Below are 24,787 nucleotides of genomic sequence, written 5' to 3'. Positions count from 1 at the left end.
GCAGACAGGGGGTCGCGGGCGGAAATGACAGGTAACGAGGAAGACGCATGCTGCGTGTGGTGAAGTTTCTGTTGGTGCTGGTCGTCCTGGCGGCCGCGGTGGCCTTCGCCGGCCATCGCTACTGGGAGAGCCGGCTCGAGGCCCCCATTGCGGTGGACGAGGAGACGCTGTACGAGGTGCCGCGTGGCGCGGGCTACAACCGCGTGGTGTCGCAGCTGGCGGAACGCGGCGTGATCGAGGACGAGTGGGCGTTTCGCCTGCTGGCGCGCCTCGAGCCCGAGTCGATCCCGCGTCTGCGCGCCGGCGAATACCTGCTCGCGCCGGACATGAGCGGGCGAGAGCTGCTCGAGCTGCTCGGCAGCGACCGGGTCGTCACCTACCCGCTGACCATCCCCGAAGGCTGGACGTTCCGCCAGATGCGCAACCGCCTCGATGCCGCGCCCAAGCTCGAGAACCATACCGCGGAACTCAGCGACGACGAGATCATGGCGCTGCTCGAGCGCGAGGGACGCCATCCCGAGGGCTGGTTCTTCCCCGATACCTACCGCTACCACAAGGGCATGAGCGACATCGACATCCTGCGTCAGGCGCTCGCCAGCATGGAGCGGGTGCTGGACGAGGTGTGGGAGGCGCGTCGCGACGACCTGCCGTTCGAATCGCCCTACGAGGCGCTGATCATGGCGTCGCTGATCGAGCGCGAGACCGGCGCCCCCGAGGAGCGTCGCGAGATCGCTGGCGTCTTCAAGCGTCGGCTGGAGCGCGGCATGCGCCTGCAGACGGATCCGACCGTCATCTACGGCATGGGCGAGCGCTACGAGGGGCGCATCACCCGTGCCGACCTGCAGGAGTCGACCGCGTACAATACCTACACCATCGACGGCCTGCCACCGACGCCCATTGCCATGCCGGGGCGCGCCTCGCTCGAGGCCGCGGTCGATCCGCTGCCCGGCGAGACCCTCTACTTCGTCTCGCGGGGCGACGGTACGCACCACTTCTCGCGCACGCTGCGCGAACACAACAATGCCGTGAACCGCTACATCCGCAACCGCTGAGATCACCCTCTTAGCGGCTTGCCGGAGCGCGGTCGGACTGACAGGAGCGCCGATGCAACAGCGTGGACGATTCATCACCCTGGAAGGCGGCGAGGGGGTCGGCAAGTCGACCAACCTGGCGTGGCTGGCGCAGTGGCTGACGGCGCGCGGCATCGAGGTGGTGCGTACCCGGGAGCCGGGCGGCACGCCGCGGGCCGAGGCCATGCGTGAACTGCTGCTCGCGCCGCAGGCCGACGAGCCCCTCGATGCCGATGCCGAGCTGCTGCTGGTGTTCGCCGCTCGCGCCCAGCACCTGGCGCAGTGCATTCGCCCGGCACTGCAGCGGGGCGCCTGGGTCCTCTGCGACCGCTTCACCGATGCCACCTTCGCTTACCAGGGCGGCGGCCGCGGCATCGCAGCCGACCGCATCGCCCAGCTGGAGCGCTTCGTGCAGCAGGGACTCGAGCCCGACCTGACCCTGCTCCTCGACATGCCGGTGGAAGCCGCGCAGCGGCGCCTGCAGGGCCGCCTGGCCGCCAGCGGCCAGGCCCGCGACCGCTTCGAGCAGGAGCACGCGGCCTTCTTCGAGGCCGTGCGTCGCGCCTACCTGGCGCGGGCCAGCGCGGCGCCCCGGCGGGTAGCGGTCATCGACGCCGATGCCCCCCTCGAGACCGTTCAGGCGCGCCTGGCGGCATGCCTGGAGGAGCGGACGGGAGCATGGCGGTGAGCGAGCCCTCGCTGGCCACCCCGCTGCCGTGGCAGGCGCCGCTGTGGCGCCAGTTCCTGGCGCTCTACCGCGGCGCTCGCCTGCCACACGCGCTGCTGCTCTCGGGGCCGCACGGCGTCGGCAAGCAGCGCTTCGCCGACGCCCTGGTCGCCCATCTGCTGTGCACCTCGCCCGGCGAGGTGGCCTGCGGCCAGTGCCACGGCTGCCGCATGCTGGCGTCGGGCTACCATCCCGACCTGCTGCGCGTGTCGCCCGACGAGGGCAAGCGGCAGATTCGCATCGACCCCATTCGCGAGGTCAACGCCTTCGTCGCCCAGACCGCCCAGCAGGGCGGCCATCGCGTGATCGTGCTGTCGCCGGCCGAGGCGATGAACGTGGCCGCCGCCAATGCGCTGCTCAAGAGCCTGGAGGAGCCGGGTGAGCGCACCCAGTTCGTGCTGCTGGCCGACGTGCCCTCGCGCATGCTGGCCACCATTCGTTCGCGCTGCCAGCACTGGAGCCTGCCGTTGCCGGAATCCGAGCACAGCGTGGCGTGGCTGGCGCAGCAGCTGGGCAGCCGCGAGGAGGCCGCCTTCTGGTATCAGGTCGCGGGTGGCCTGCCGCTGCTGGCGGCCGAACTGGCCGCCCCCGAGTCCCGGGCGCTGCGCAAGCAGCTGCACGAGACCTTCGACGCCCTCGTGCGCGGCGCCGAGCCGGTGGCGGAGGCGGCCCGCCTCGATCGCCAGTCCCTGGAGGCGATCCTGTGGTACGGTATTGCCTGGCTCGAGGATCTCATCCGCCTGGGCCTGTCGGGAGAGACCGGGGAGGTGCGCAACCCCGACCTGCTGCCGCTCTATCGCCAGGCGGTCAAGAATGCCCGGGTGCAGGACTGGTTCCGGCTGCTGGACTTCGCTCGCGAGCAGCGTCGCCTGCTGGCCGTGGGAGGCAATCCCAACCCTCAGCTGGTCCTCGAGGCCTGGCTGGTACGCTGGTCGACCCTGCTGCGTTCCTGAGGCGGGGCGAAGGGAGGAGAACGCATGGCACCGCAGAAGGCCCTGTCACTGACGATCCAGGACGAGCAGACGCTGCTCTCCGCCTACATGCCGCTGCTGGAACGGGGCGGGATCTTCGTGCCCACCCGCGAGCGCTACGAGCTCGGCCAGGAGGTCTACCTGCTGCTGACCCTGCCCGGCGAGAGCGAGCGGGTGCCGGTGACCGGCCAGGTCGTCTGGGTCTCGCCAGACGGGGTGGCGGGGCGGCGCGTGCCGGGAATCGGCATTCACTTCAGTCCCGAGGACCAGGCGGTACGCGACCGCATCGAGACCCTGCTGGCGGGGCAGCTGGACAAGGGCGCCCCGACCTATACCCTGTGACGGGGCGACGCCGCCCAACGCATTCACCAGACGAGTTTCCCCGCATGTTTGTCGATTCGCACTGCCATCTCGACCGCCTCGATCCCGCCACCCACGGCGGCAGCGTCGCCGCCGCCCTGGAGGCGGCCCGTGGCTGCGACGTGCGCCAGTTCCTGGCCATCGCCGTGTCGCTCGATGATGTGCCGACCCTGGCCGGGATCGCCCGCGAACACGCCGACGTGGCGATCTCCGCCGGCGTGCATCCGTTGCAACTGCTGGAACGCGAGCCCGATATCGACACCATCAAGGAGGCGGCGGAGCGCTTCGATGCCGTTGCCATCGGCGAGTGCGGCCTGGACTACCATTATCTGGGCAAGACGCCCGAGCGCGTGCCGTCGCGCGAGGTACAGCGCGAGCGCTTCCGCCGCCAGCTGGTTGCCGCCACCGAGCTCGAGCTGCCGGTGATCGTGCATACCCGCGACGCCCGCGAGGACACCCTGGCGCTGATCCGCGAGCACAGCGACCCGGCCATCGGCGGGGTACTGCACTGTTTCACCGAGGATCTGGAGATGGCACGGGAGGCGGTGCGTCACGGCTTCCATATCTCGCTCTCGGGCATCGTCACCTTCCGCAACGCCGAGCGCCTGCGCGAGGTGGCACGCCGTGTGCCGCTCGACCGGCTGCTGATCGAGACCGACAGCCCCTACCTGGCACCGGTGCCGCATCGCGGCAAGCCCAACGAACCGGCCTGGGTCGTGGAGGTCGCCGAGTGCATTGCCGCCGAGCGCGGCATCAGCATCGAGGAGGTCGCCATGCAGACCACGGCCAATTTCTTCCGGCTGTTTCGCCGCGCCGCCCCCGAGGTCTCGGCCGAGACCCGTGAGGTCCTGGCCCATGCCGGCCTGGTGTAGCGGTCAGGCGATGAACCTGTCGAAGGGGCACGCATGAACCTGGACCCTCTGCTCAATCACGTCGACTCCGACGGCACCCTGCCGCCGGTGGATCGCTGGCAGCCGACCCAGGTCGGGGAGATCGACCTGGAGATAGCCGCCGACGGCCGCTGGTTCCATGACGGCCGCGAGATGTCGCGGCCGCGCCTGGTGCGGCTGCTCTCGACGCTGCTGCGGCGAGAGGCGGACGGCCACTACTACCTGGTGACCCCAGTGGAGAAGCAGCGCATCCGCGTGGTCGACCGGCCCTTTATCGTGGTCGACGCCGAGCATGACGAGGCCGCCGGCGACTGGTGGCTGACGACCCACGCCGGCGATCGCCTGCGGCTGGACGATCGGCATCGGCTGCAGGTGAGTGCGACACCGGATGGCGCCCAGGTACCCGAGGTGCCGGTGCGCTTCGGTCTGGCCGCGCGACTGGGGCGCAACGTTTTCTACCGCCTGGTCGAGCAGGCCGAGCAGCGCGAGCGTGAGGGCGGCGCGATCGAGCTTGGCCTGACCAGCGGCGGTTGCTGGCAGCCGCTCGGCGAACTACCCGCCGAGGCATCGTGAGACTGACCCGCGAACAGCGCGCCGTGGTCGAGCATGGCCCCGGTCATGCCCGGGTGGCGGCGGTCGCGGGCGCCGGCAAGACCACCACCCTGGTCGCCCGCGTGCTGCATCTGCTCGCGCGGGGCGTCCCGGCGAAGCGGATCCTGGTGCTGATGTTCAACCGTTCGGCACGCGAGGACTTCCAGCGTCGACTCGTCGAGATGGCCCCCGCCGGCCAGCGCCTGCCCGATGTGCGCACCTTCCATTCGCTGGGGCATCGCCTGACCGCCAGCCTGACCCGCTGGGGCGTGCTGGCCCCGCGCCGGCTGGTTGCCGCCGACTGGCAGGTGGAGCGGCTGCTGCGCCAGGCGACCCTCGAGGTGCTGGAGGATGGCGAGCAGCGCGAGCTGGCGCTCGAAGCCGATACCCTGGAGGCGCTGGCGCACTTCTGTGGCCTGGTGAAGGCCGAAATGGTGCCGGCGGCCACGCTCCTGGAGCGGCTCGACCACGATGAGGGCTGCGGACACTTCGCCGAGGCGTTCGAGCGGCTCGAGACGCTGCTGGCCGAACACGGCCTGATGACCTATTCGGACCTGCTCTACCGGCCGCTGCGTGCGCTGGAGGCCGACCCCCGCCTGGCACGTCGGGTCCAGGGCTTTCTCGACCAGGCGATCGTCGACGAGTACCAGGACATCAACCAGGCGCAGCTCCGCCTGCTGGCGCTGCTCGTCGGTCGCGACGCCGACGTGATGGCGGTGGGAGATGCCAACCAGTGCATCTACGAGTGGCGCGGGGCCCATCCCGACACCATGCGCGAGCACTTCGCCGCGACCTTCGGCACGGCAACCGACTATCCGCTCTCGACCACCTTTCGCCATGGTCACGGGCTGGCGCTGCTGGCCAACCATGCCATCGCCGCCAACCGGCGGCGGCCCGACCAGCTGTGCCTGGCCGCGCCGGGAAACCCCAATACCGATCTCGCCGTCGAGCAGGGCCGGGCGGCGCTGCAGGCGACCCTCGACCGCTGGCAGGACGCCGGAAGAACCCTCGGCGAGGCGTGCCTGCTGGTCCGCAGCTGGGCGCTGTCGGTACCGGTGCAGCTGCAGCTGCTGCAGGCCGGTATCCCCTTTCGCCTCTCCCGCGAGGATCGCTTCGTCTTTCGCCTGCCGCTGGTGCAGGCACTGGCCGGCTACCTGCGCCTGGCGCGCCACCCGGCCCTGCTGCACGACCCGGCCCATCTCCTGCGCCTGCTCGAGCAGCCCACGCCGTTCGTCGCCCGGGAGCGTCTCGTCGCCCTGGCCCAGCGCCTGGCGCAGACGCAGCGCTACCCCGAGCGGGACGACCCGCTGCTGGCCGGCCTCAAGCCCATGCAGCGGCGCAATCTCAAGCGGCGCTGGACCCTGCTGTGCGAGCTGCCGCGCCTCGGCGAATGGCCGCCAGCGCGCCTGCTGGCGCATGTCGTCGAGGCGCTGGATGCCGAAAAGGTGCTCAAGCGCGCCGCCGCGCGCCGCGAGAAGGGGGAGGAGGACGTCCGCCTGCTCGACGTGCTCGTCGAGCAGGCGGGCGAGACGCATCATGTCGATGCCTTCATCGAGCTGCTCGAACGGCCTGTCGAGAACCGTGCCGACGGGCTGCTGATCACCACCGTGCATGGCGCCAAGGGGCTGGAGTGGCCGCTGGTGATCGTCGCCGGCGCCAACGAGGAGGATTTTCCCCACTACAGCCGCGACAATCCCTTGACGCCCGCGCGCCTGGAGGAGGAGAGGCGCCTGTTCTACGTCGCCGTGACCCGCGCGCGTGAACGACTGCTGCTGTTGCATGACGGCGGCGATCACCGTCCCAGCCGCTTCCTGGCCGAGACGGCATGGGAGGATTGCCGGCAGGTCGCGGCCCGGCTGTCGGCCCCGGAGCAGGACGATGCCGCCCTGGCGGTGGCGTCTCCCGAACTGGTCTCGCGCTATCTGACGGCTGTCGGTCATGCAGGGGTCGGGCTGCTGCCGCGCGGGGCGGCGGTCGGCGAGCCGGGCGCGACGTACGCCGTGCAACCATGCCGCCCCGGGCAGTGGCTGCGCCACGCGGTATTCGGTGACGGCGAGGTGGTGGTGGTGGAGGGCGACCCCGCGGATCCGGTAATCGAGGTAAACTTCAAGCAGGCCGGGCGACGTCGTTTGCTGGCCTGCCGGGCGCCCGTCGAATGGCTCGCCAGCGAGGGCGGGCCTGCGGAACCTGTCCAAGGAGAACGCGCATGAGCCAGGTGCTGATCACGGCCACCGAGCTGGCCGATTCACTGCAGGGACGACAGCCTCCGCGGGTGCTCGACTGTCGCGCGCGGCTGGGCGATCGCGATGCCGGGCGTCGCCTGTGGGAAGCCGGCCATGTACCCGGCAGCCTGCATCTCGACCTCGATCGCGACCTGGCGGCCATGCCGGGCGCCGGCGGCCGCCACCCCTTGCCCACGCCGGAGGCCTTTACCGCCACGCTGCAGCGGCTCGGCATCTCGCCCGCTGTTCCGCTGGTGGTGCTGGACGACATGGGCGGGCAACTGGCCGCTGCCCGGGCCTGGTGGATGCTGGCCGTGTGGGCGGGCCATCCCTCGGTCCGCCTACTCGATGGCGGCCTGCGCGCCTGGCAGGAGGAGGGTGGCGAGCTGGTGCTGGGGCGGGAAGCGCTGCCCGAGCCGAGCGGCTGGCAGCCGCGGTTCGACGATTCGGCGCGGGTCTCGTCCGACGAGGTGTTCTCGGGGCGGGAACTCAAGGTCGATGCCCGCAGCGAGGAGCGCTTCCGCGGCGAGGCCGAGCCCATCGACCCGGTGGCGGGGCACATCCCCGGCGCGGTGTGCCGGCCCAGCGCCGCCAACCTCAACGAGACGGGGCGCTTCAAGCCAGCCGAGACGCTGGACGCCGAGCTGCCCCGCGACGAGGCCGTGGTGGCCTACTGCGGTTCCGGCGTGACCGCTTGCCACAACGTGCTGGCCTACGCCATCGCCGGTCGCCCGCTGCCCCGGCTCTATCCCGGCTCGTGGAGCGAGTGGATACGCGACCCTGCGCGGCCGGTGGCGCGAGGCTGAGTGAGCTAGGCTTCAATCACCTGCAGGCGGCCTGCACGGGCAGCCAAGGGGCGGCAAACGCCAGGCATGGGAAGCGAGGGAGGACACGATGAATTTTGCCCTCATCGGTGCTGCCGGATACATCGCACCTCGTCACATGCAGGCCATCAAGGAGACGGGCCACACCCTGGTGGCGGCTTACGATATCAACGATTCGGTGGGCATCATCGATTCCATCTCGACCGACTGCGCCTTCTTCACCGAGTTCGAGAGCTTCATGGAGCATGCCTGGTGGCTCGGGCGACAGCCGGGGAGGGGAATCGACTACTGGGTGGTCTGTTCCCCCAACCATCTGCACAGCGCGCACATCACCGCCGGCCTCTACCTGGGCTGCGACGTGATCTGCGAGAAGCCGCTGGTGTCGACGCCGGCGCAGCTCGATGAGCTGCGCTGCATCGAGCGCGAGACCGGGCATCGCGTCTACAGCATCATGCAGCTGCGCCACCATCCGGCCATTCACGAGCTGCGCGACAAGGTGCTGGCCGAGCGCCGCGACGGCCGATACGAGGTCGAGCTGACCTACGTCACCGTACGCGGCCCCTGGTACCTGGCCAGCTGGAAGGGGGATCCGCGCAAGTCGTTCGGCGTCATGGCCGAGATCGGCATCCACTTCTTCGACATGCTGCAACTGATCTTCGGTGAACTGGGAAGGCAGGTGCTGCACTACCACGACGAGCACAAGGCCGCCGGCTATCACGAGTATGAGAAGGCACGGGTTCGCTGGTTCCTGTCCATCGACGCCGAGGACCTTCCCGAACGCCTGGGCGGGCAGCCCTCGACCTATCGCAGCATCACCTGCGATGGGGAGGAGTTCGAGTTTTCCACTGGCTTCGCCGACCTGCATACCGTCAGCTACCGCGAGATCCTCGCCGGCCGCGGCTTCGGCATCGAGGCCGTGCGGCACTGCCTCGAAACCGTGCATGAGCTGGGTTCGCTGTGCCCCGAGGTCCCGCGCGAGGGCGAGGCGCACCCGCAGCTGTCCCGGCTGGTGGCGGTCACCGCACGGGCCGCCGGCGGCGGCCGTTGACCGCTACCCGCCCGGAACGGCGAAGGGCGCGCCGACTGGCACGCCCCTCGTCAGGTTGCACCGTCACATGTTGGGGTAGTTGGGGCCGCCACCGCCCTCCGGCGCCACCCACTTGATGTTCTGCGCCGGGTCCTTGATGTCGCAGGTCTTGCAGTGCACGCAGTTCTGGAAGTTGATCTGGAAGCGCGGCTTGCCGTCGTCGTCCTCGACCACCTCGTAGACTCCGGCCGGGCAGTAGCGCTGCGCCGGCTCGGCGTACTTCGGCAGGTTCTCGCGGATCGGCAGCTCCGGGTCCTCGAGCCGCAGGTGACAGGGCTGATCCTCCTCGTGGTTGGTGTTCGACAGGAACACCGAGGAGAGCTTGTCGAAGGAGAGCTTGCCGTCGGGCTTGGGGTAGTCGATCCTCTCGAACTCGCTGGCCGGCTTCAGTGCCGCGTGATCCGGGGTGGTGTCGTGCACGTTGGGCAGCTTGCCACCCAGCAACTGGTCGAGGAAGTTGTAGGCCCCGCCGCCCACGGTGCCGTACTTGTGGATCGCCGGGCCGAAGCTGGCGCTCTCCTTGAGTTCGGCGTAGGCCCAGCTCTGCTCCCACTTGCGGCTGAAGGCGGTCAGCTCCTGGCCGCCCTCGTCGCCGCCGGCGATGGCCTCGAAGACCGCCTCGGCGGCCACCAGGCCGGATTTCATCGCCGTGTGCAGGCCCTTGATCTTGGCGAAGTTGAGCGTGCCGGCATCGCAGCCGATCAGCAGGCCGCCGGGGAAGGTCATCTTCGGCAGGCAGTTGAGGCCGCCCTTGGTGATGGCGCGTGCGCCGTAGGCCACACGCTTGCCGCCCTCGAGGTGCTGGGCCAGCACAGGATGGTGCTTCATGCGCTGGAACTCGTCGAAGGGCGAGAGCCAGGGGTTCCGGTAGGAGAGGTCCATGATCAGGCCGACCACCACCTGATGGTTTTCGGCATGGTAGAGGAACCAGCCGCCGTGGGTGTCCTTGGCCAGCGGCCAGCCGGAACCGTGCAGGACCAGCCCCGGCTCGTGCTTGTCGGCGGGGATGTCCCACAGCTCCTTGAGGCCGATGCCGTAGTGCTGGGGATCCTTGCCCGCGTCGAGGTTGAAGCGCGAGATCAGCGCCTTGCCCAGGTGGCCGCGGGCACCCTCGGCGAACAGGGTGTACTTGGCGCGCAGCTCCATGCCCGGCATGTAGCTGTCCTTGGGTGTGCCGTCGGCGGCCACGCCCATGTCGCCGATGAGGATGCCGCGCACGGTGCCGTCCTCGTCGTGAATCACCTCCTGCGCGGCAAAGCCGGGAAATACCTCGACGCCGAGCGCCTCGGCCTGCTCGGCCAGCCAGCGGCACAGGTTGCCGGCGCTGATCACGTAGCGAGTGAGTTCGCCGCCGGTGTTGTGCATGCTCTTCGGCACCAGGGCATTGGGCAGCTTCTGTGCCTTGTGGGCGTCCTTGAGCAGGTAGACCTCGTCGCGGGTCGCCGGGGTGGTCAGCGGGGCGCCACGCTCCTCCCAGTCGGGGAACAGTTCTTGGAGCGCGCGGGGCTCGAAGACCGCACCCGAGAGGATATGAGCCCCCACCTCGGAGCCCTTCTCCACCACGCACACCGACAGCTCCTGGCCCGCCTCGCCCGCCTGCTGCATCAGGCGGCAGGCCGCCGACAGCCCCGAGGGACCGGCGCCGACGATCACCACGTCGAAATCCATCGAATCGCGTTCTACATGCTCAGACATCCACTCGCTCCTCCCTCGGCTCCGGCGTCGGACAGCTACCACCAACGTCGAAAGAAAATAAAACGGTCGTTTGCTTCTCGATATTCTCCATGATAGGCATAATAAACGACTCAGGACACCCCTACGATGGCAATGTAGGATGACTCGACTCTGCCAGGGGATTGTTGCCACAGACCGGGCTATGGCACATTGGCAAAGTTTTTCGATTCGGCGCCTATCAAACGCTTGCATGAAACATATAAAGGCATGCCAACCGGTTCTAAGGAGTCGTTGACCCTCCCCCGAGGTGCCGGGCGTCAGCGAGTCAAAACCAGACGGTTCACCCCATCGAACCAAGCGAGGACACCATGAAAGTACTCGTCGCGGTCAAACGCGTCATCGACTACAACGTCAAGATCCGCGTCAAGCCGGATCACTCCGACGTCGACCTCACCAACGTCAAGATGGCCATGAACCCCTTCTGCGAGATCGCCGTGGAAGAGGCCGTGCGGCTGAAGGAGAAGGGCGTCGCCAGCGAGGTGGTCGCCGTCACCATCGGCCCCAAGGCCGCCCAGGAGCAGCTGCGCACCGCGCTGGCGCTGGGTGCCGACCGCGCCGTGCATGTCGAGACCGAAGAGCGCGTCGAGTCGCTGGCCGCGGCCAAGCTGCTGGCCAAGGTGGTGGAAGAGGAGCAGCCCGGTCTCGTCATTCTCGGCAAGCAGGCCATTGACACCGACAACAACCAGACCGGCCAGATGCTCGCGGCGCTCGCCGGCCTGCCCCAGGGCACCTTCGCCTCGGAGGTGGTGGTCGATGGCGACAAGGTCCAGGTCACCCGCGAGATCGACGGCGGCCTGCAGACCGTCGAGCTGACCCTGCCGGCCATCGTCACCACCGACCTGCGCCTGAACGAGCCGCGCTACGCCAAGCTGCCCGACATCATGAAGGCCAAGAAGAAGCCGCTCGACGTCAAGTCGCCGGCGGACCTCGGCGTCGAGGTGGCGAGCCGACTCACGCTGCTCAAGGTCGAGTCGCCGGCCGAGCGCAAGGGCGGCATCAAGGTGGGCTCCGTCGACGAGCTCGTGGACAAACTCAAGAACGAAGCCAAAGTTCTTTGAAAGGAGCTGATTTCATGAGCATCCTGGTACTTGCCGAACATCACGACGGTCAGCTCGCTGGCGCCACCGCCCACGTCGTGGCCGCCGCCCAGGCCATCGGCGGTGACATCGACGTGTTGGTGGCCGGCGAGAACGTCGCCGCCGTGGCCGAGGCCGCCGCCAGGCTCGACGGCGTGCGCAAGGTCCGTGTGGCCGACCACGCCGTCTACGCCCACCAGCTGGCCGAACCCATGGGGGCGCTGCTGGTCGAGCTCGCCGGCGCATACAGCCACGTGCTCGCCGCCGCCTCCACCACCGGCAAGAACGTGCTGCCGCGCGTCGCCGCGCTCAAGGACGTCTCGCAGATCTCCGAGATCGTCGAGGTGGTCGATGCCGACACCTTCAAGCGGCCGATCTACGCCGGCAACGCCATCGCCACGGTCAAGAGCGACGACGGCCTCAAGGTGATCACCGTGCGCTCGACCGGCTTCGACGCCGTCGGCGAGAGCGGTAGCGCCGCCGTCGAGAGCGTCGATACGGTGGTCGAGAACAGCCAGTCCTCCTTCATCAAGCAGGAACTGGCCCAGAGCGACCGCCCCGAGCTCGCCGCCGCCAAGGTGGTCATCTCCGGCGGGCGCGGCATGGGCAGCGGCGAGAACTTCAAGCTGCTCGAGGGCATCGCCGACAAGCTGGGCGCGGCCATCGGCGCCTCGCGCGCGGCGGTCGACGCCGGCTTCGTGCCGAACGACATGCAGGTGGGCCAGACCGGCAAGATCGTCGCCCCGGAGCTCTACATCGCGGTGGGCATTTCCGGCGCGATCCAGCACCTGGCCGGCATGAAGGACTCCAAGGTGATCGTGGCGATCAACAAGGACGAGGAGGCGCCGATCTTCCAGGTGGCGGATTATGGCCTGGTGGGCGACCTGTTCGAGATCCTGCCGGAGTTGGAAAGCAAGCTGTAACCACTCCCGCAAGCCCCTCGGAAGCCGGCCCCAGGGCCGGCTTCCTGCGTACTCACCAAGTACATTAGGAATGGCTATATGCAGGCTGCGAATTCGCTATTAGCGTGAACCGCCACTCTTTGCCATGCTAGCTGGATGGAATCCGGGGGACTTCTTCCCCCTCGACCGTTGCTTTCATCCGTTGCTTTCATGGAGGAGCGAACATGCCGCATACATTGCCCGAGCTTCCTTACGCCTACGATGCGCTCGAGCCCCATATCGATGCGATGACCATGGAGATTCACCACTCGCGCCACCACAAGACCTACGTCGACAAGCTCAACGCCGCGCTGGAGGGTACCGGACTGGAGGATGTTCCGGTGGACGAGCTGATGGCCAGCATCGATCGCGTGCCGCAGGAAAAGCGACAGGAGGTGATCAACAACGGAGGCGGCCATTCGAATCATTCCAAGTTCTGGCAAATGATGTCGCCCACCGGTGGTGGTAACCCCCAGGGCCGGGTGGCTCAGGCCATCGACAGCGAGCTGGGGGGATTCGACGCCTTCAAGGAGGCTTTCACCAAGGCGGCCCTGGGGCGCTTCGGCAGCGGCTGGGCCTGGCTGAGCGTCACTCCGGAGAAGAAGCTGGTGGTGGAGAACACCCTGAACCAGGACAGCCCGCACATGCACGGTAACACCCCGGTGCTGGGTGTGGACGTCTGGGAGCACGCCTACTACCTCAAGTACCAGAACAAGCGACCCGACTACGTGGCGGCCTTCTTCAACGTGATCAACTGGGAGGACGTGGAGCGCCGTTACCAGCAGGCCGTTTCCTGAACGCAGTGCAAGCGCGCTATCGCGAGTCGCCGCAGCCCATGGCTGCGGCGACTTTCGTTAAAGGCCGGCTGCCTGCCTCTCAGCATGCCACGGCGATTCGATGCGCTGCGCTGGGATGGGGCATGACCTGCATGGGCAGGCCGTAGATGGCTTCCAGGGTGGCGTCGGTCATCATCTCGTCGGGCGAGCCATGGGCCAGAACGCGGCCGCTGTGCAGCGCGAGCAACTCATCGCAATAGCGCGAGGCCATGTTGATGTCGTGCAGCACGATGATCACGCACAGTTTCAATTCGTCGCACAGCTGGCGGATCAGGGCCAGCACCTCCATCTGGTGGGCGATGTCGAGGGCCGCCAGCGGCTCGTCCAGCAGCAGGAAGCGACTCTCCTGTGCCAGCAGCATGGCCAGCCAGACGCGTTGCCTCTCGCCTCCGGAGAGAGTGTCCACCAGGCGGTCGGTGAAAGTCTCGGTGTGGCTGAGCGCAATGGCACGTTCCACCGCCGCCCTGTCCCGGGACGATTGGCGGCCCAGCAGACCGTGCCAGGGATAGCGACCGAAGCCGATCAGCTCGCGCCCGGTAAGGTTCTCGGCACTGGGAAGGTGCTGGGGCAGATAGGCGACACGGCGAGCGAACTCGCGCGGCCCCCAGTCGCTCAGGGAGCGCCCGTCGAGCAGGATCTCGCCATGACTGACCGGCTGCTGCCGGGCGAGCAGCTTGACCAGCGTCGACTTGCCCGATCCGTTGTGGCCGATCAGCCCGTAGACCTTGCCTTCCGTGAAGCGGTGCTCGACGGGCTGAAGCAGCGGCTTGCCATCGATCTCGAAGGTGGCGGCCTTGACCTCGAACATGAAAGTCCTTGCGGGAAGTTGCGGAGACGTAGGGTAAACGAGAATTGTTGTCCTTGGCCAGTGCTGCCGGTACGGCTACGATGACCACCCCAGCCAGCTGCGCAGCCGCTGCCGGGGTGAGCTGTCGTCGCAGGCTGAGGTACGGCCGGCACTGCCCGAGAGCTGAGCCGTAGCTTGCTTGAGTGGCGCCATGATGGCCTCGAGATGATGCTGGCACAACCGCCGATCGAGGGCGGCGGGGCATTGCGCCATCAGCAGGCCGCAGTGATAGATCGCCACATCCAGCGGCGGGCAGGCCTCCCGGAACGGGGCGGCTTCCCGCCGGCAGCGCTTCAGCTCGCCGAACAGCAGGCTCAGCATCTGTGCATCCAGCCAGCACGGCGTCTCGTCTCGTCCGCGGGAAGCCGCCATCGAGTTCTGGATGGCCTGGAAGGAGACGTGCAGGAAGACGCAGGTGTAGTAAAGCTGGGAGCGCTCTGCGGCCATGAATCCTCCCGGAGGGTATTAATGAGACTGATTTGCATTCTGGTTGGCTTCATGCGCCCTGTCAATCGATAAGGCACATCCTGCAATTTTATTGAGAATCGTTTTCAGATAAGATCGCCGCCAGTGCAGTTGTCAAAAGGGTCAAGGGTCGAATGCATGGGCGACGAAAGCGTGCTGGGGAGCGCAGGGGCGGCGGACAACGAACGCCGGGAGCGTTGGCCATGAGTGCACCCACGATACGGGCCGCCTCGCCGGCACGTACCTGTCTGCTGCTGAGCCTGCCGCTCCTGAGCCTCCTCTGGCTGAGCCTGCAGGAGCATGGGGGCATCGAACCGGCACTGCAGGTTCTGCTGGCGCCGTCGTTGCGGGAGGTCGGGGATCTGCTGCTCTACTACGCCTGGTGGCCCAGGCTGACGGTTGCGCTCCTGGCCGGCGGCGGGTTGGCCCTGGCCGGGGTGCTGATGCAGCAGGTACTGCGCAATCCGCTGGCGTCGCCCACCACCCTGGGGGTGGCCGCGGGTGCCAACCTGGCGCTGCTGGCCGCGACCCTGCTGGCGCCTGGCCTGCTGGCGCTCGGGCGCGAATGGGTGGCACTGGCTGGCGGCGGGCTGGCGATGGGCCTGGTCTTCGCGCTCGCCTGGCGACGCGGCCTGGCCCCCATCGTGGTGGTGCTGGCGGGGCTGGTGGTCAACCTGTACCTCGGGGCCCTGGCCTCGGCCCTGCTGCTGTTCAATCACGAGGCGCTGTCGGGCCTGATGATCTGGGGAGCGGGCTCGCTAGCCCAGAATGGCTGGGACGGTGTGGCGACGCTGTGGCCGCGGTTGGCCATCAGCAGCGTGGCAGCCTGGTTGCTGCTGCGTCCGCTGGCGGTGCTCGAGCTGGACGATGCCAGTGCCAGGAGCCTCGGCATATCGCTGCGCTACCTGCGCTTCGCCGGCATGGGGCTTGCGGTCTTCATCACCGCCAGCATCGTCAGCGTGGTGGGCATCATCGGTTTCATCGGTCTGGCGGCGCCCAATATCGTACGTCTTGCCGGTGCGCGTCGCCTCGGCGAGCGTTTGCTGTGGGGGACGCTGCTGGGCGCGGTACTGCTCGCCACGACCGACCTGCTGCTGCAGAGCTTCACCGGCCTGCAGTCGACGCTGATTCCCACCGGTGCGGTGACCGGTGCGCTGGGGGCGCCACTGCTGCTGTGGCTGATCCCGCGCCTGAAGCTGCAGGGAAATCGTCCGCCGCAACCCGCAACCGTGCTCGCCAACCGTCGTGTTGCCCCGGGGCGTCTGATTGCGGTCCTCGTCCTCGGGCTGCTGCTGGCGACCGTGCTGGGGCTGCTGCTGGGGCAGGGCGCGGATGGCTGGTTCTGGCTGGCGCCGGCCGACTGGGACATCATGCAGTGGCGCCTGCCTCGCGTGCTGGCGGCAGCCGCCAGTGGGCTGATGCTGGCCCTGGCGGGCACGCTGCTGCAGCGCCTCTCGGCCAACCCCATGGCCAGCCCCGAGGTGCTGGGGGTCAGTGGCGGGTGCGCCATTGCCCTGATCGTCGGCGTCTTCATGCTTGCCGCGCCGAGCGGCGGCGTCCTCGCCGGTGTCGGGACCCTGGGCGCCTTCGCCACCTTGCTGGTCCTGGCGGTGCTCAATCGTCGCAGTGGCTTCGTGCCGGAGCGGCTGTTGCTCACCGGGGTGGCGATCACTGCATTGTTCGATGCCGTTCGCGGGGTGATGCTGGCAGGCGGCGATCCGCGCGGACAGCAAGTGCTCGCCTGGCTGGCAGGTTCCACCTATTACGTCGATCTCGACAGTGCGCTCGTGATGGCTGCACTGGCGGCATTGCTGGCGCTCTGTACCCTGCCGCTCTCCCGCTGGCTGGACATCCTGCCGCTGGGGGCAGCGACCACGCGAGGGCTGGGAGTGGAGCTGGGCCGTGCGCGCCTGGCGCTGCTGCTGTTGGTGGCCCTGTTGACCGCCTGCGCGACCCTGATGGTGGGGCCGCTCTCCTTCGTCGGGCTATTGGCGCCACACATGGCCAGGCTGCTGGGCCTGTCACGGGCACGCCAGCATCTGCTGGGGGCGGCGCTGGTCGGCATGCTGCTGATGGTATTGGCCGATTGGGTCGGCCGGCAGGTGATCTTTCCCTATGAGATCCCCGCCGGCCTGGTCGCCTCCCTGATCGGTGGCGCCTACTTCATGTGGGGACTGAGGCGACTGTGACGAGGTGCCGGCCCCGACGGGACGCTAGGCCTCCGGAGACCGTGACAGCGCGTCGACGAGGAGGTCGGCAAAGCGGCTTGCCGAGGGCAGGGCGCCGAAGCTCCATACTGGCGGCAGGGTGATCAGGGTACCCTCGCGCACGCTGGGGTGGAATTGCCAGAGCGCGCTGTCGGCGAGCTTCTCTTCGACGCCGACGGGATAGGGCTCGACCACCACCAGGCGCGCCTCGAGCTCGAGCAGTGCCTCCAGGCCGACCAGCGAGAAGCCCCAGGAGTTGGTTTTTCCCTGCCAGGCGTTCTCCAGGCCTAGACGGTCCAGCACGGCCTGGAACAGGCCATGCTCGCCGAACACCCGCACGTGCCGGTCGTCCATGAACTGAATGATCAGGAGGGGCGGGGTCGTCTGCGGCAGGCGCGACTTCAGTGTCGCCAGGCGTGCCTCGGTCGAGGCGACCAGGCGCTCGGCCGACGCCGGTCGTCCGATCGAGTCACCCAGCTCACGGGTGAGGGCGAGCATCTGCTGCCAGGTGTCGCCCTCCGGCGTGTAGATCTCCCTGACGTCCACCGCCCCGACACGGCTCAGGCGAGGCGCCAGGTAGGTGAACATCGGCGTGAGCAGGGTCCGTTCGGGCGCGATGTCGGCGAGCAGCTCGACATTGGGTTGCGTGCGCAGCCCCAGGTCGACGACCCGATCGGGCAGCCTGGGTGCGCCGACCCAGCTGTGATAGTCCCCGACCTGGGCAACCGCTTCGGGGGGCTCGCCCAGGGCGACGAGGGTTTCGGCCAGAGTCCAGTCGAGGGTGGCCAGGTTTGCGCTTTCGTCGGCCCCTGCGGGGCCGACGGCCAGCCACAGCCAGGCGAGCAACCCGAGCAGGCGGCGAAGGGGGAGGAACGACAGGGGCATGGCGTGACTCGGGTTAGGGTTGATCAGTGCGGTACGGCCATCTCGACGGCCTCGACGCGTGTCGGTACCCACACTTGGCTTGGTGTAGGCGGTCCCGCGACGAGATCGGCGCAGGTGTCGTGGCGCCGCAGCCACCTGGATTCGCAGCGCACCACGAGCCGCCCCGCGCCGCTCTTGCCATGCCAGACCACGGCCAGCTGGCAGCGCCCCGAGGTTCCTGCCTCGACTGGCTGTTGCATCGCCACGTCGGCGTGGATGCCCCGTGCCGCCAGCCACTCCAGCGCGGCGACCTGGGCGCACTGCTGCACTGGGCTCAGGCGCGAGTCGCCGCGGTAGCAGGGCAGGTAGGGGCGTCCAGCCATCTCGCTCTCGAGCAGCGGCAGCACGTCCGCCTCGCCGATGCGGCCGTACTTGCGCAGGGCGGGAAACACCATGGCGCTGGCCGCCAGCCGGCAGCCGCCCAGGTGGGTGCTCTCCCACACCTCGAAAGGCAGGTCACGCTCCGTTACCGCTGTGCTCAAGGCCTTGTAGGCGGCATAGCCGAACTTGGCGCAGCACTTGTCCTTCTTGCCGTGGGTACAGCACAGCAGCAGAGAGCCCGAGGGCGGGGCGGTTTCCCAGCGTGCAAGGGGCGCCCGCTCGCGCAGTGCCGCCAGGAACGCACCCAGTTCCTCGTGGCTCACCTCGAAGCCGCGATTCTCCGGCATCAGGTAGAGGCGGTGACAAGCGTCGGACTGGTCGCGGCGATGGATCAGGTTGACCCGCCGCCCCGCCTCGGCGATGGCTTCCAGCTGCGACATTACCGCATCAGGCATGTCGCTTGCCCGGCGCAGGCTGCGCTGCCATTTGGCGCGTGGCCAACTGAGCAGCAGGTTGTGCTCGGCGTGGGCGGCGCTACCCGCCAGCGGGTCGCCCAGCGCGACACTCTCCCGAGCGCAGAAACGCTTGGCACCGTTCATGCCGGTACCCCCCGATGCACCGGCCCCGGCGACATGGCACCGCCCATGGCCGGCACGCAGACCGGCCGGCCGGTATTCGGTGCACGCATGACGTCGGCATCGAGATCGAACACCTGCTTCAGGTTGGCCGCGGTAAACACCGCTTCCGGCGGGCCGCTGTGCACGATGCGGCCCTCGCGCAGCATCACCAGTACGTCGGCATAGGCGGCGGCCAGGTTGAGGTCATGCAGCACCACCAGCAGGGTGCGGCCGCGCTCACGCGCCAGCCGCCCCAGCAGCTCCAGCAGATCGACCTGCACCTTGAGGTCGAGAAAGGTCGTCGGTTCGTCGAGCAGGATGAGATCGGTCTCCTGCGCCAGCACCATGGCGATCCAGCAGCGTTGCCGCTGGCCGCCCGAGAGGGCGTCCACCGGGCGTTCGGCGAACTCGGCGACCCGAGCAACATCCATGGCCGCTCTTACCGCGCGTTCGTCCTCCCTCGACCACTGGCGCCACAGCCGCTGGTGAGGGAAACGTCCCATGCCGACCAGTTCCCGTACCGTGAGGCCTTCGGGTGCGCTGGGGCTCTGGGGCAGGATGCCGAGCCGATGGGCCACGTCGCGGGTGTGCATGCGGTGGATGTCACGACCGTCGAGCAGCACGCGGCCACATTCCGGTGGCAGCGTGCGCGCCAGGGTCTTCAGCAGCGTCGACTTGCCGCTGCCGTTGGGGCCGAGCAGTGCCGTGAGCCGACCCTCTTCGACGCGAAAGTCCACGCCGTCGAGAACGCGCCGACCCTCGTAGCCTGCGGCAAGAGCCACGCCCTGAAGGCGTGCGGGGGCAGAAGGGGAGGAAGTCATCGAACACCGACTCATGAAAATCTGGTGCTGAGTATAAGCGTTTCTCATTCCCAGTGCGATGCTTACATAAGACTACGAATGATTCTGAGAATCGTTTGCATATAAGGATCGGCTGTGGCAGCCTCTCCCTTGTTGTCGCGTCCCGCTCGGCTACTGACGGGAAGAAATCGAGGAAGGAGCCTCATGAGGACAAGGAACGCCGTCGCTTATCGAACGCTCATCACCGTGCTGCTGGGGACGTTTACCGTCAGCCTCAACAACAGCGCGCTGAACCTGGCGATTCCTGAACTGATGCGCGTGTTCGACGCGGGAGCGGCCCGCGTCGGCTGGGTGATGAGCCTGTTTCTGCTGGCAATGGGCATGACCATGCCGCTGACCGGTTTTCTTGCCGCCCGCTTCGGCACGCGACGCCTCTATCTGCTGGGCCTGTGGCTGTTTCTGCTCTCCTCCCTGCTCGGTGCCCTGGCCGCGGGCTTGGCGGGGGTGCTGCTGGCGCGTGGGCTGCAGGGTGTGGCCGCGGGGCTCATGATGCCGCTCTCGCTGCCATTGATCTTCGCCGCCTGGCCCGCCGAACGGCGTGGCCGGGTGACCGGCCTCTGGGGCTTCGCCGCGATGGTGGCTCCGGCGATCGGTCCCGGCGTCGGTGGGCTGTTGCTGGAAGTCAGTTCCTGGCCGGCCCTGTTTGTGATGAACCTGCCGGTCGCCATCCTGGCGCTGGCGAGCGGTCACGGCTACCTGACGGAACGTCCTCTCGACCGCAAGCGCCCCTTCGACCTGGCCGGCTTCGTGCTGGTGACCCTGGGCGTCGGCGGGGTACTGATTGCCCTGGGTGCCGTGGCGTCGCCGCTCGACCTGCTGGCATATCGAAGCTGGGCTCCGCTCGCCGTCGGGATGCTGCTCCTGGTCGTTTTCGTGCATGTCGAGCGGGGAAGGCGATACCCGCTACTTGAACTGCGGCTGTTCTCCGTTCGCGTCTTTCGCGCCAGCGTTCTCATCGCCTGCGCTCAGGCCGTCGCCACCTTCGGTTGCCTGCTGCTGATCCCGCTCTGGATGCAGCAGGTGATGGGCTACGACGCGCTCACCACCGGCATGATGTTCTTGCCTGCCGCTCTGATGGCGGCCGCCTGCTCCCCCTGGGCGGGTCGCCTGGTCGACAGGGGCTCGGCGCGCCGAATCGTGGTCCTCGGCCTGCTGGTGACCGCAGCCGCGCTGCTGGGACTCGCCGCGCTGGGCCACGACGCGCCGCTGTGGCTGATCGGCGTGTTGATGGCGGCGCGCGGAGTCGGCCTTGGCTTCGGCTACCTGCCGGCGACCACGGTCGGTCTCAATGCCCTGCATGACGACCGCATCGCCCAGGCGTCGGCGATGAACAACCTGGGCCGCCGGCTTGCCTCGGCGCTGGGGGTCGCGGCACTGGCCCTGCACCACGACCTGCGCACGTCGCACCTCATCGCCCAGGGGGCCTCTGGCGAGGCGGCCGCGCTCGCGGCAGCGAGCGAGGCCTTCGTCGCCCTGGCCGTTCTGGTTCTCCTGGCAACGCCACTGGCGTTGTCGCTTCCCTCCCACCGCTGTGAGGAAACGCCAGCCCATGACTCACATCGAGCTACCAAGATCTAGCGCTCCCGAGAGAGCACAAGCCCCGGATCAGGCCCCCCTGCCTGCGCCCCACGCCCACTGTCCTTCCTATGCCAGCCACCTGCTGGCGAAGGAGGCCACGCTGCGCGCGCTGCTCAACAGCTACCTGCGCGAGACGGGATGCCATGACCCGCGGCGGGACGAGAGCGAGCTGGCGGCACCGCTGCTCGATGCCGGCGAGCCTTTCCGGGTGACGCTGCCGGCGGGCGAGCTGATCGGCACGCTGCGCACCTTCTCGCCCTCGGGGCAGCATCGCTACGGTGCGGCCTTCTATCTGCGCGATGCCCGGGGGCGGGTGGTGCCGCTGGACATGCAGGACATCCTTCAGCACCTGCTGGAATCGTTGGGCGTACCGGCAAGCGGCAACACCCACGAGCTGCGGCTGTGGGACATGCGCGACAAGATCAACAACAGTTTCACCCGCATGGCGGCGCATCTCGACGACTTTCGTCGCCGCCACGCCGGCACGCCATCCGAGGCGCCAGACTTCATCACCGCCGAGCAGTCGCTCTACCTGGGGCATCCCTTCCATCCGTTCCCCAAGTGCTCCCAGGGTGCCGAGCGGCGCCCGTTCGACGACTACAGTCCGGAGCGCGGCGCCCGTTTCCGGCTCCGCTATGTGGCCGTGCGACGCGAGTGGCTGGTAGAGGAGTGGCTCGAGGCGCCCGGCGGCGGCCTCGCCGAGGACGTGGTGGCCGCGGCCCGTCGTCGGCTCGGCGGGCGATACGACGACCATGCCGTCCTGCCCATGCACCCCTGGCAGGCGGACTATCTGCTGCCGCAGCCCGACATCCGGCCACTGCTGGAGAGGGCAGATCTCGTCGACCTGGGGACGCTTGGCCCATGGGCCTATCCCACTTCCTCGGTGCGCTCGGTGTGGCTGCCCGAGACCGGCCACGGCTACAAGCTGCCCCTGCAGGTGCGCATCACCAACCTGGTCCGCGAGAACACCCTGGAGCAATCGCGCCGAACCCTCGACGCCGCGCGGGTCATCCACCGCCTGCGGGGAGACCTGGAGAGCGAGGCCTTCCAGGTGGTGAAGGAGACCGGCTATCGCACCCTGGATTCGGCACATCCGGCACTGGCCGCCCACCGGGTCGCTGCGTTCACGACGCTCTTTCGGCCGATGCCGGCCGACACCCGGCAGGCCTGCGTTCTCGCGTCGCTGCTCGAGCCCTATCCGGGGGAGACCGAGCCCAAGCTGATCGCGGCGATTCGCCAGGGCGCCGGCGGAGAGGTGGATCTCGCCCGCTGGTTCGAGGCCTACCTGGATATTTCCCTGGTACCGATCCTGAGCGTCCTGGCGCAAACCGGGGTCAGCTTCGAGGCGCACCTGCAGAACTGCCTGTTGCGTCTGGAGCAGGGGTGGCCGCGGACCCTCTACGTACGCGACCTGGAAGGCGTCAGCCTCGATCGCGAGCGGGTCGCCGAGCTATACGCCTGGCCCGCGCTCGGCATTGCCGAGGACAGCCCCTTGCTGTACGCGCCGGAGACCGCCTGGCGGCGCACCCAGTACTACTTCTGCGTCAACCACCTGGGTGGCGTGGTGAATGCGCTGGCCGGTCACCTCGGCGTCTGCGAGAGCCGCTTATGGCGACTGGTGGGCGCTCGCCTGGCGCGCCTGCGAGAGGAGGGGGGCGAGCGCCTCGCGGCCTACGCCGAAGCGCTATTGCGGGCCGACCACTGGCCGGCCAAGGCCAACCTGTTGAGCTGTTTCCGCCAGCGCGGCGCCTCGCCGCTGTTCATCGATATCGTCAACCCGATCAAGCGAGCCGAATGAGCGACATGGAAGCGATCCTTCACACCCCCACATCGATCGTCGAGCCGGGGCTGCTGCCCGCCACGCCGGAATACGCGCGCGCACAACAACGCGTACTGCGCCAGCTCATCCAGGCCCTGCTGTTCGAGGACGTCCTGCCTTGCGTCGAGGAGCCGGACGGCGCCAATGGCTTGCGCGCCTTCTCGCTCAGCGGACTGGACGCCGAAGGCTCCGAGGTACGCTACACCGCCTGGGGCGCACGCAAGCGGAGCTTCGGCCGGGTGCGCCTGTCGCTGCATCCGGTGCAACGCCAGGCGGCGGACGGGCGCCAGCGTGAAGCGGCCCTGGCCGATTTCGTGACCGAGACGATGGCGCCCATCGTTCCCGCCGAACGCTTGCCCCGGCTCTTGGAAGAACTGCAGCAGACCCTGCTCAAGGACGCCCAGTCGCTCGTCGTGAGCGGCATGCCGACCGTGCCCGACCTGGCGTGGGATCATGACGCCTGGGAAGGCCGGCTGCAGGAAGGACATCCCTACCACCCCAGCTACAAGTCGCGACTGGGTTTCTCGCTAGACGACAACGCCCTCTACGGCCCCGAGTTTCGTCAGCCGATCCGGCCCCTCTGGCTAGCCGTGCATCGTGACGACTGCCGTGTCTCGGCTTCCGAATCGCTGCAGCTCGGTGCCTTCCTGCGCGAAGAGCTGGGGGAGGCGACACTGGACCGTTTCCGCCGTCGGCTGGTGGCCTCGGCGGGACGTCGCCCCCAGGACTTCGTCATGCTGCCGGTGCACCCCTGGCAGTGGAGCCATATCGTCCTGCCCGCCTTCCAGGCCGAACTCGCCGCCGGCCGGCTGTGCTACCTGGGTGCGGCCGCCGACACCTACCGCGCCCAGCAGTCGATCCGCACCCTGGCCAATGCCAGCCGACCGCGGCGGGCCAACCTCAAGCTCGCGTTGAGCATCGTCAACACCTCCACCAGCCGTATCCTGGCCGCCCACACGGTGGAAAACAGCGCACGCGTCAGCGACTGGCTCCACGACCTGGTGAGGCGGGATGCCTCGCTGCGAGACACGGCGGTCATACTGCGCGAGGTGCTGGGTGTGGCTCACGACGTCTCGCGCCTGGCCGAGCCGCGGCGCAGCCAGGCCTACGGCACCCTGGGCGCCGTGTGGCGGGAGAGCCTGCATCGACATCTGCGGGCGGGAGAGCGCGCCCTGGCCTTCAACGGCCTGACCCAACTGGCTGCCTCGGGTGCCCCGATGCTCGATGGCTGGGTGCGACGCCATGGCGTGGCGGCCTGGACGCGCCGCTTGCTGGAAGTCACGGTCACGCCGCTGATCCACCTGCTCTACGCCCACGGTGTCGGCCTGGAGTCCCATGGGCAGAACATCCTGCTGATCCACCGCGACGGCTGGCCCGAGCGCGTCGCGCTGAAGGATTTCCACGACGGCGTGCGCTTCAGCCCGGCGCTGCTGGCCGAGCCCGAGCGTGCCCCGGCGCTGGTGCCGGAGCCGGCCAGTCACGCGGCGGTCAATCGCAATTCCTACCTCCTGACCGACGATCCCGACGAGGTGCGCGACTTTACCTACGACGCCCTCTTCTTCATCGCCCTGGCCGAACTCTGCCTCTGCCTGGAACAGCACTACGGCCTGCCGGAGGCCGATTTCTGGGCGATGACCGCCGGGGTGATCCGCGACTACCAGGCGGCACGGCCGGAGCTGACGGCCCGTTTCGCGCTGTTCGACCTGTTCGCCGCGACAGTGAACATCGAGGAGCTCGCCAAGCGCCGGCTGTTCGGCGACGGCGAGAAACGCATTGCCACCCGCGACAATCCCCTGCATCCCTATCGGCCAACCACCTGA

The 24,787-nt window shown here is 68.4% G+C and carries 22 protein-coding genes; 16 read left to right on the top strand and 6 right to left on the bottom strand.

The features are described 5' to 3' along the window. Positions 1-47 precede the first annotated feature (47 nt). From mltG to DIS04_RS03765, 9 genes are all read left to right on the top strand, one after another. Positions 48-1,052, top strand: coding sequence for an endolytic transglycosylase MltG (gene mltG / locus DIS04_RS03805; protein ID WP_111412374.1), 1,005 nt, complete (start codon positions 48-50; stop codon positions 1,050-1,052). Positions 1,053-1,104: 52 nt separating this feature from the next. Continuing rightward, entirely contained in the window at positions 1,105-1,758 is a 654-nt protein-coding gene (gene tmk / locus DIS04_RS03800; RefSeq protein WP_111412373.1) for a dTMP kinase, read from the top strand. Continuing rightward, positions 1,749-2,750 carry a DNA polymerase III subunit delta' gene (locus DIS04_RS03795; RefSeq protein ID WP_111412372.1) on the top strand — a complete coding sequence of 334 codons (1,002 nt, stop codon included), beginning with the start codon at positions 1,749-1,751 and terminating at the stop codon, positions 2,748-2,750. The genes tmk and DIS04_RS03795 overlap by 10 nt, the downstream gene beginning before the upstream one ends. Positions 2,751-2,774: 24 nt before the next feature. Beyond that, entirely contained in the window at positions 2,775-3,110 is a 336-nt protein-coding gene (locus DIS04_RS03790) for a PilZ domain-containing protein (RefSeq protein ID WP_111412371.1), read from the top strand. A gap of 44 nt (positions 3,111-3,154) precedes the next feature. Further along, positions 3,155-4,000: a TatD family hydrolase gene (locus DIS04_RS03785; RefSeq protein ID WP_111412370.1), complete on the top strand. Its 846-nt coding sequence runs from the start codon at positions 3,155-3,157 to the stop codon at positions 3,998-4,000. A gap of 33 nt (positions 4,001-4,033) precedes the next feature. Continuing rightward, positions 4,034-4,591 (top strand): DUF1285 domain-containing protein, encoded by a 558-nt coding sequence (locus DIS04_RS03780; protein ID WP_111412369.1) that lies wholly within the window; start codon positions 4,034-4,036, stop codon positions 4,589-4,591. After that, positions 4,588-6,819, top strand: a complete 2,232-nt coding sequence (locus DIS04_RS03775; protein WP_111412368.1) for an ATP-dependent helicase — start codon at positions 4,588-4,590, stop codon at positions 6,817-6,819. The genes DIS04_RS03780 and DIS04_RS03775 overlap by 4 nt, the downstream gene beginning before the upstream one ends. Beyond that, complete coding sequence (locus DIS04_RS03770) at positions 6,816-7,637, top strand: sulfurtransferase (protein WP_111412367.1); 822 nt, start codon at positions 6,816-6,818, stop codon at positions 7,635-7,637. The genes DIS04_RS03775 and DIS04_RS03770 overlap by 4 nt, the downstream gene beginning before the upstream one ends. 88 nt (positions 7,638-7,725) lie before the next feature. Next, complete coding sequence (locus DIS04_RS03765) at positions 7,726-8,703, top strand: Gfo/Idh/MocA family oxidoreductase (RefSeq protein ID WP_111412366.1); 978 nt, start codon at positions 7,726-7,728, stop codon at positions 8,701-8,703. 63 nt (positions 8,704-8,766) lie between these two features. Here DIS04_RS03765 and DIS04_RS03760 read toward each other — a convergent pair whose 3' ends face one another. Continuing rightward, the gene (locus DIS04_RS03760; protein ID WP_111412365.1) at positions 8,767-10,437 is read right to left on the bottom strand and encodes an electron transfer flavoprotein-ubiquinone oxidoreductase; all 1,671 of its coding nucleotides are present in this window, start codon (positions 10,435-10,437) and stop codon (positions 8,767-8,769) included. A 347-nt stretch (positions 10,438-10,784) separates the two neighbouring features. On the opposite strand from DIS04_RS03760, the gene DIS04_RS03755 reads away from it, so the two are divergent. The 3 genes from DIS04_RS03755 (at position 10,785) to DIS04_RS03745 (ending at position 13,290) form a co-directional block, all read left to right on the top strand. Beyond that, on the top strand, positions 10,785-11,534 hold the full coding sequence (locus DIS04_RS03755) for an electron transfer flavoprotein subunit beta/FixA family protein (RefSeq protein ID WP_111412364.1): 750 nt from the start codon (positions 10,785-10,787) through the stop codon (positions 11,532-11,534). Positions 11,535-11,548: 14 nt separating this feature from the next. Beyond that, on the top strand, positions 11,549-12,475 hold the full coding sequence (locus DIS04_RS03750; RefSeq protein WP_111412363.1) for an electron transfer flavoprotein subunit alpha/FixB family protein: 927 nt from the start codon (positions 11,549-11,551) through the stop codon (positions 12,473-12,475). Positions 12,476-12,678: 203 nt separating this feature from the next. Then, positions 12,679-13,290 (top strand): superoxide dismutase, encoded by a 612-nt coding sequence (locus tag DIS04_RS03745; protein ID WP_111412362.1) that lies wholly within the window; start codon positions 12,679-12,681, stop codon positions 13,288-13,290. Between the two features lie 79 nt (positions 13,291-13,369). Here DIS04_RS03745 and DIS04_RS03740 read toward each other — a convergent pair whose 3' ends face one another. Continuing rightward, positions 13,370-14,137, bottom strand: a complete 768-nt coding sequence (locus tag DIS04_RS03740; protein ID WP_111412361.1) for an ATP-binding cassette domain-containing protein — start codon at positions 14,135-14,137, stop codon at positions 13,370-13,372. Between the two features lie 75 nt (positions 14,138-14,212). Beyond that, positions 14,213-14,623 (bottom strand): hypothetical protein, encoded by a 411-nt coding sequence (locus DIS04_RS03735; RefSeq protein WP_111412360.1) that lies wholly within the window; start codon positions 14,621-14,623, stop codon positions 14,213-14,215. Between the two features lie 221 nt (positions 14,624-14,844). Here DIS04_RS03735 and fhuB point away from each other — a divergent pair, with 221 nt between their 5' ends. Continuing rightward, positions 14,845-16,830 carry a Fe(3+)-hydroxamate ABC transporter permease FhuB gene (fhuB, locus tag DIS04_RS03730; RefSeq protein ID WP_111412359.1) on the top strand — a complete coding sequence of 662 codons (1,986 nt, stop codon included), beginning with the start codon at positions 14,845-14,847 and terminating at the stop codon, positions 16,828-16,830. A gap of 24 nt (positions 16,831-16,854) precedes the next feature. On the opposite strand, the gene DIS04_RS03725 is transcribed toward fhuB, so the two are convergent. The 3 genes from DIS04_RS03725 to DIS04_RS03715 are packed head-to-tail and all read right to left on the bottom strand — an operon-like array spanning position 16,855 to position 19,531. Next, complete coding sequence (locus DIS04_RS03725) at positions 16,855-17,733, bottom strand: ABC transporter substrate-binding protein (RefSeq protein ID WP_111412358.1); 879 nt, start codon at positions 17,731-17,733, stop codon at positions 16,855-16,857. A gap of 23 nt (positions 17,734-17,756) precedes the next feature. Then, on the bottom strand, positions 17,757-18,692 hold the full coding sequence (locus tag DIS04_RS03720) for a sucrase ferredoxin (protein ID WP_111412357.1): 936 nt from the start codon (positions 18,690-18,692) through the stop codon (positions 17,757-17,759). Continuing rightward, complete coding sequence (locus DIS04_RS03715; RefSeq protein WP_111412356.1) at positions 18,689-19,531, bottom strand: ABC transporter ATP-binding protein; 843 nt, start codon at positions 19,529-19,531, stop codon at positions 18,689-18,691. Before DIS04_RS03715 ends, DIS04_RS03720 begins: the two co-directional genes overlap by 4 nt. Positions 19,532-19,714: 183 nt before the next feature. On the opposite strand from DIS04_RS03715, the gene DIS04_RS03710 reads away from it, so the two are divergent. The 3 genes from DIS04_RS03710 to DIS04_RS03700 are packed head-to-tail and all read left to right on the top strand — an operon-like array spanning position 19,715 to position 24,787. Beyond that, on the top strand, positions 19,715-21,148 hold the full coding sequence (locus tag DIS04_RS03710) for a DHA2 family efflux MFS transporter permease subunit (RefSeq protein ID WP_111412355.1): 1,434 nt from the start codon (positions 19,715-19,717) through the stop codon (positions 21,146-21,148). Continuing rightward, positions 21,120-22,946 (top strand): IucA/IucC family protein, encoded by a 1,827-nt coding sequence (locus DIS04_RS03705; RefSeq protein ID WP_111412354.1) that lies wholly within the window; start codon positions 21,120-21,122, stop codon positions 22,944-22,946. Before DIS04_RS03710 ends, DIS04_RS03705 begins: the two co-directional genes overlap by 29 nt. Continuing rightward, positions 22,943-24,787 carry an IucA/IucC family protein gene (locus DIS04_RS03700; protein ID WP_111412353.1) on the top strand — a complete coding sequence of 615 codons (1,845 nt, stop codon included), beginning with the start codon at positions 22,943-22,945 and terminating at the stop codon, positions 24,785-24,787. The genes DIS04_RS03705 and DIS04_RS03700 overlap by 4 nt, the downstream gene beginning before the upstream one ends.

Origin of the sequence: Billgrantia lactosivorans (assembly GCF_003254665.1) — a bacterium.
Classification (GTDB): domain Bacteria; phylum Pseudomonadota; class Gammaproteobacteria; order Pseudomonadales; family Halomonadaceae; genus Halomonas; species Halomonas lactosivorans.
This window is presented reverse-complemented; position numbering and strand designations above follow the sequence as displayed.

Bases quoted from the DNA above. Each gene is read 5' to 3' on its own strand.
- mltG (WP_111412374.1), top strand. From the start codon at position 48: ATGCTGCGTGTGGTGAAGTTTCTGTTGGTGCTGGTCGTCCTGGCGGCC.
- tmk (WP_111412373.1), top strand. From the start codon at position 1,105: ATGCAACAGCGTGGACGATTCATCACCCTGGAAGGCGGCGAGGGGGTC.
- DIS04_RS03795 (WP_111412372.1), top strand. From the start codon at position 1,749: ATGGCGGTGAGCGAGCCCTCGCTGGCCACCCCGCTGCCGTGGCAGGCG.
- DIS04_RS03790 (WP_111412371.1), top strand. From the start codon at position 2,775: ATGGCACCGCAGAAGGCCCTGTCACTGACGATCCAGGACGAGCAGACG.
- DIS04_RS03785 (WP_111412370.1), top strand. From the start codon at position 3,155: ATGTTTGTCGATTCGCACTGCCATCTCGACCGCCTCGATCCCGCCACC.
- DIS04_RS03780 (WP_111412369.1), top strand. From the start codon at position 4,034: ATGAACCTGGACCCTCTGCTCAATCACGTCGACTCCGACGGCACCCTG.
- DIS04_RS03770 (WP_111412367.1), top strand. From the start codon at position 6,816: ATGAGCCAGGTGCTGATCACGGCCACCGAGCTGGCCGATTCACTGCAG.
- DIS04_RS03765 (WP_111412366.1), top strand. From the start codon at position 7,726: ATGAATTTTGCCCTCATCGGTGCTGCCGGATACATCGCACCTCGTCAC.
- DIS04_RS03760 (WP_111412365.1), bottom strand. From the start codon at position 10,437: ATGTCTGAGCATGTAGAACGCGATTCGATGGATTTCGACGTGGTGATC.
- DIS04_RS03755 (WP_111412364.1), top strand. From the start codon at position 10,785: ATGAAAGTACTCGTCGCGGTCAAACGCGTCATCGACTACAACGTCAAG.
- DIS04_RS03750 (WP_111412363.1), top strand. From the start codon at position 11,549: ATGAGCATCCTGGTACTTGCCGAACATCACGACGGTCAGCTCGCTGGC.
- DIS04_RS03745 (WP_111412362.1), top strand. From the start codon at position 12,679: ATGCCGCATACATTGCCCGAGCTTCCTTACGCCTACGATGCGCTCGAG.
- DIS04_RS03740 (WP_111412361.1), bottom strand. From the start codon at position 14,137: ATGTTCGAGGTCAAGGCCGCCACCTTCGAGATCGATGGCAAGCCGCTG.
- DIS04_RS03735 (WP_111412360.1), bottom strand. From the start codon at position 14,623: ATGGCCGCAGAGCGCTCCCAGCTTTACTACACCTGCGTCTTCCTGCAC.
- fhuB (WP_111412359.1), top strand. From the start codon at position 14,845: ATGAGTGCACCCACGATACGGGCCGCCTCGCCGGCACGTACCTGTCTG.
- DIS04_RS03725 (WP_111412358.1), bottom strand. From the start codon at position 17,733: ATGCCCCTGTCGTTCCTCCCCCTTCGCCGCCTGCTCGGGTTGCTCGCC.
- DIS04_RS03720 (WP_111412357.1), bottom strand. From the start codon at position 18,692: ATGAACGGTGCCAAGCGTTTCTGCGCTCGGGAGAGTGTCGCGCTGGGC.
- DIS04_RS03715 (WP_111412356.1), bottom strand. From the start codon at position 19,531: ATGACTTCCTCCCCTTCTGCCCCCGCACGCCTTCAGGGCGTGGCTCTT.
- DIS04_RS03710 (WP_111412355.1), top strand. From the start codon at position 19,715: ATGAGGACAAGGAACGCCGTCGCTTATCGAACGCTCATCACCGTGCTG.
- DIS04_RS03705 (WP_111412354.1), top strand. From the start codon at position 21,120: ATGACTCACATCGAGCTACCAAGATCTAGCGCTCCCGAGAGAGCACAA.
- DIS04_RS03700 (WP_111412353.1), top strand. From the start codon at position 22,943: ATGAGCGACATGGAAGCGATCCTTCACACCCCCACATCGATCGTCGAG.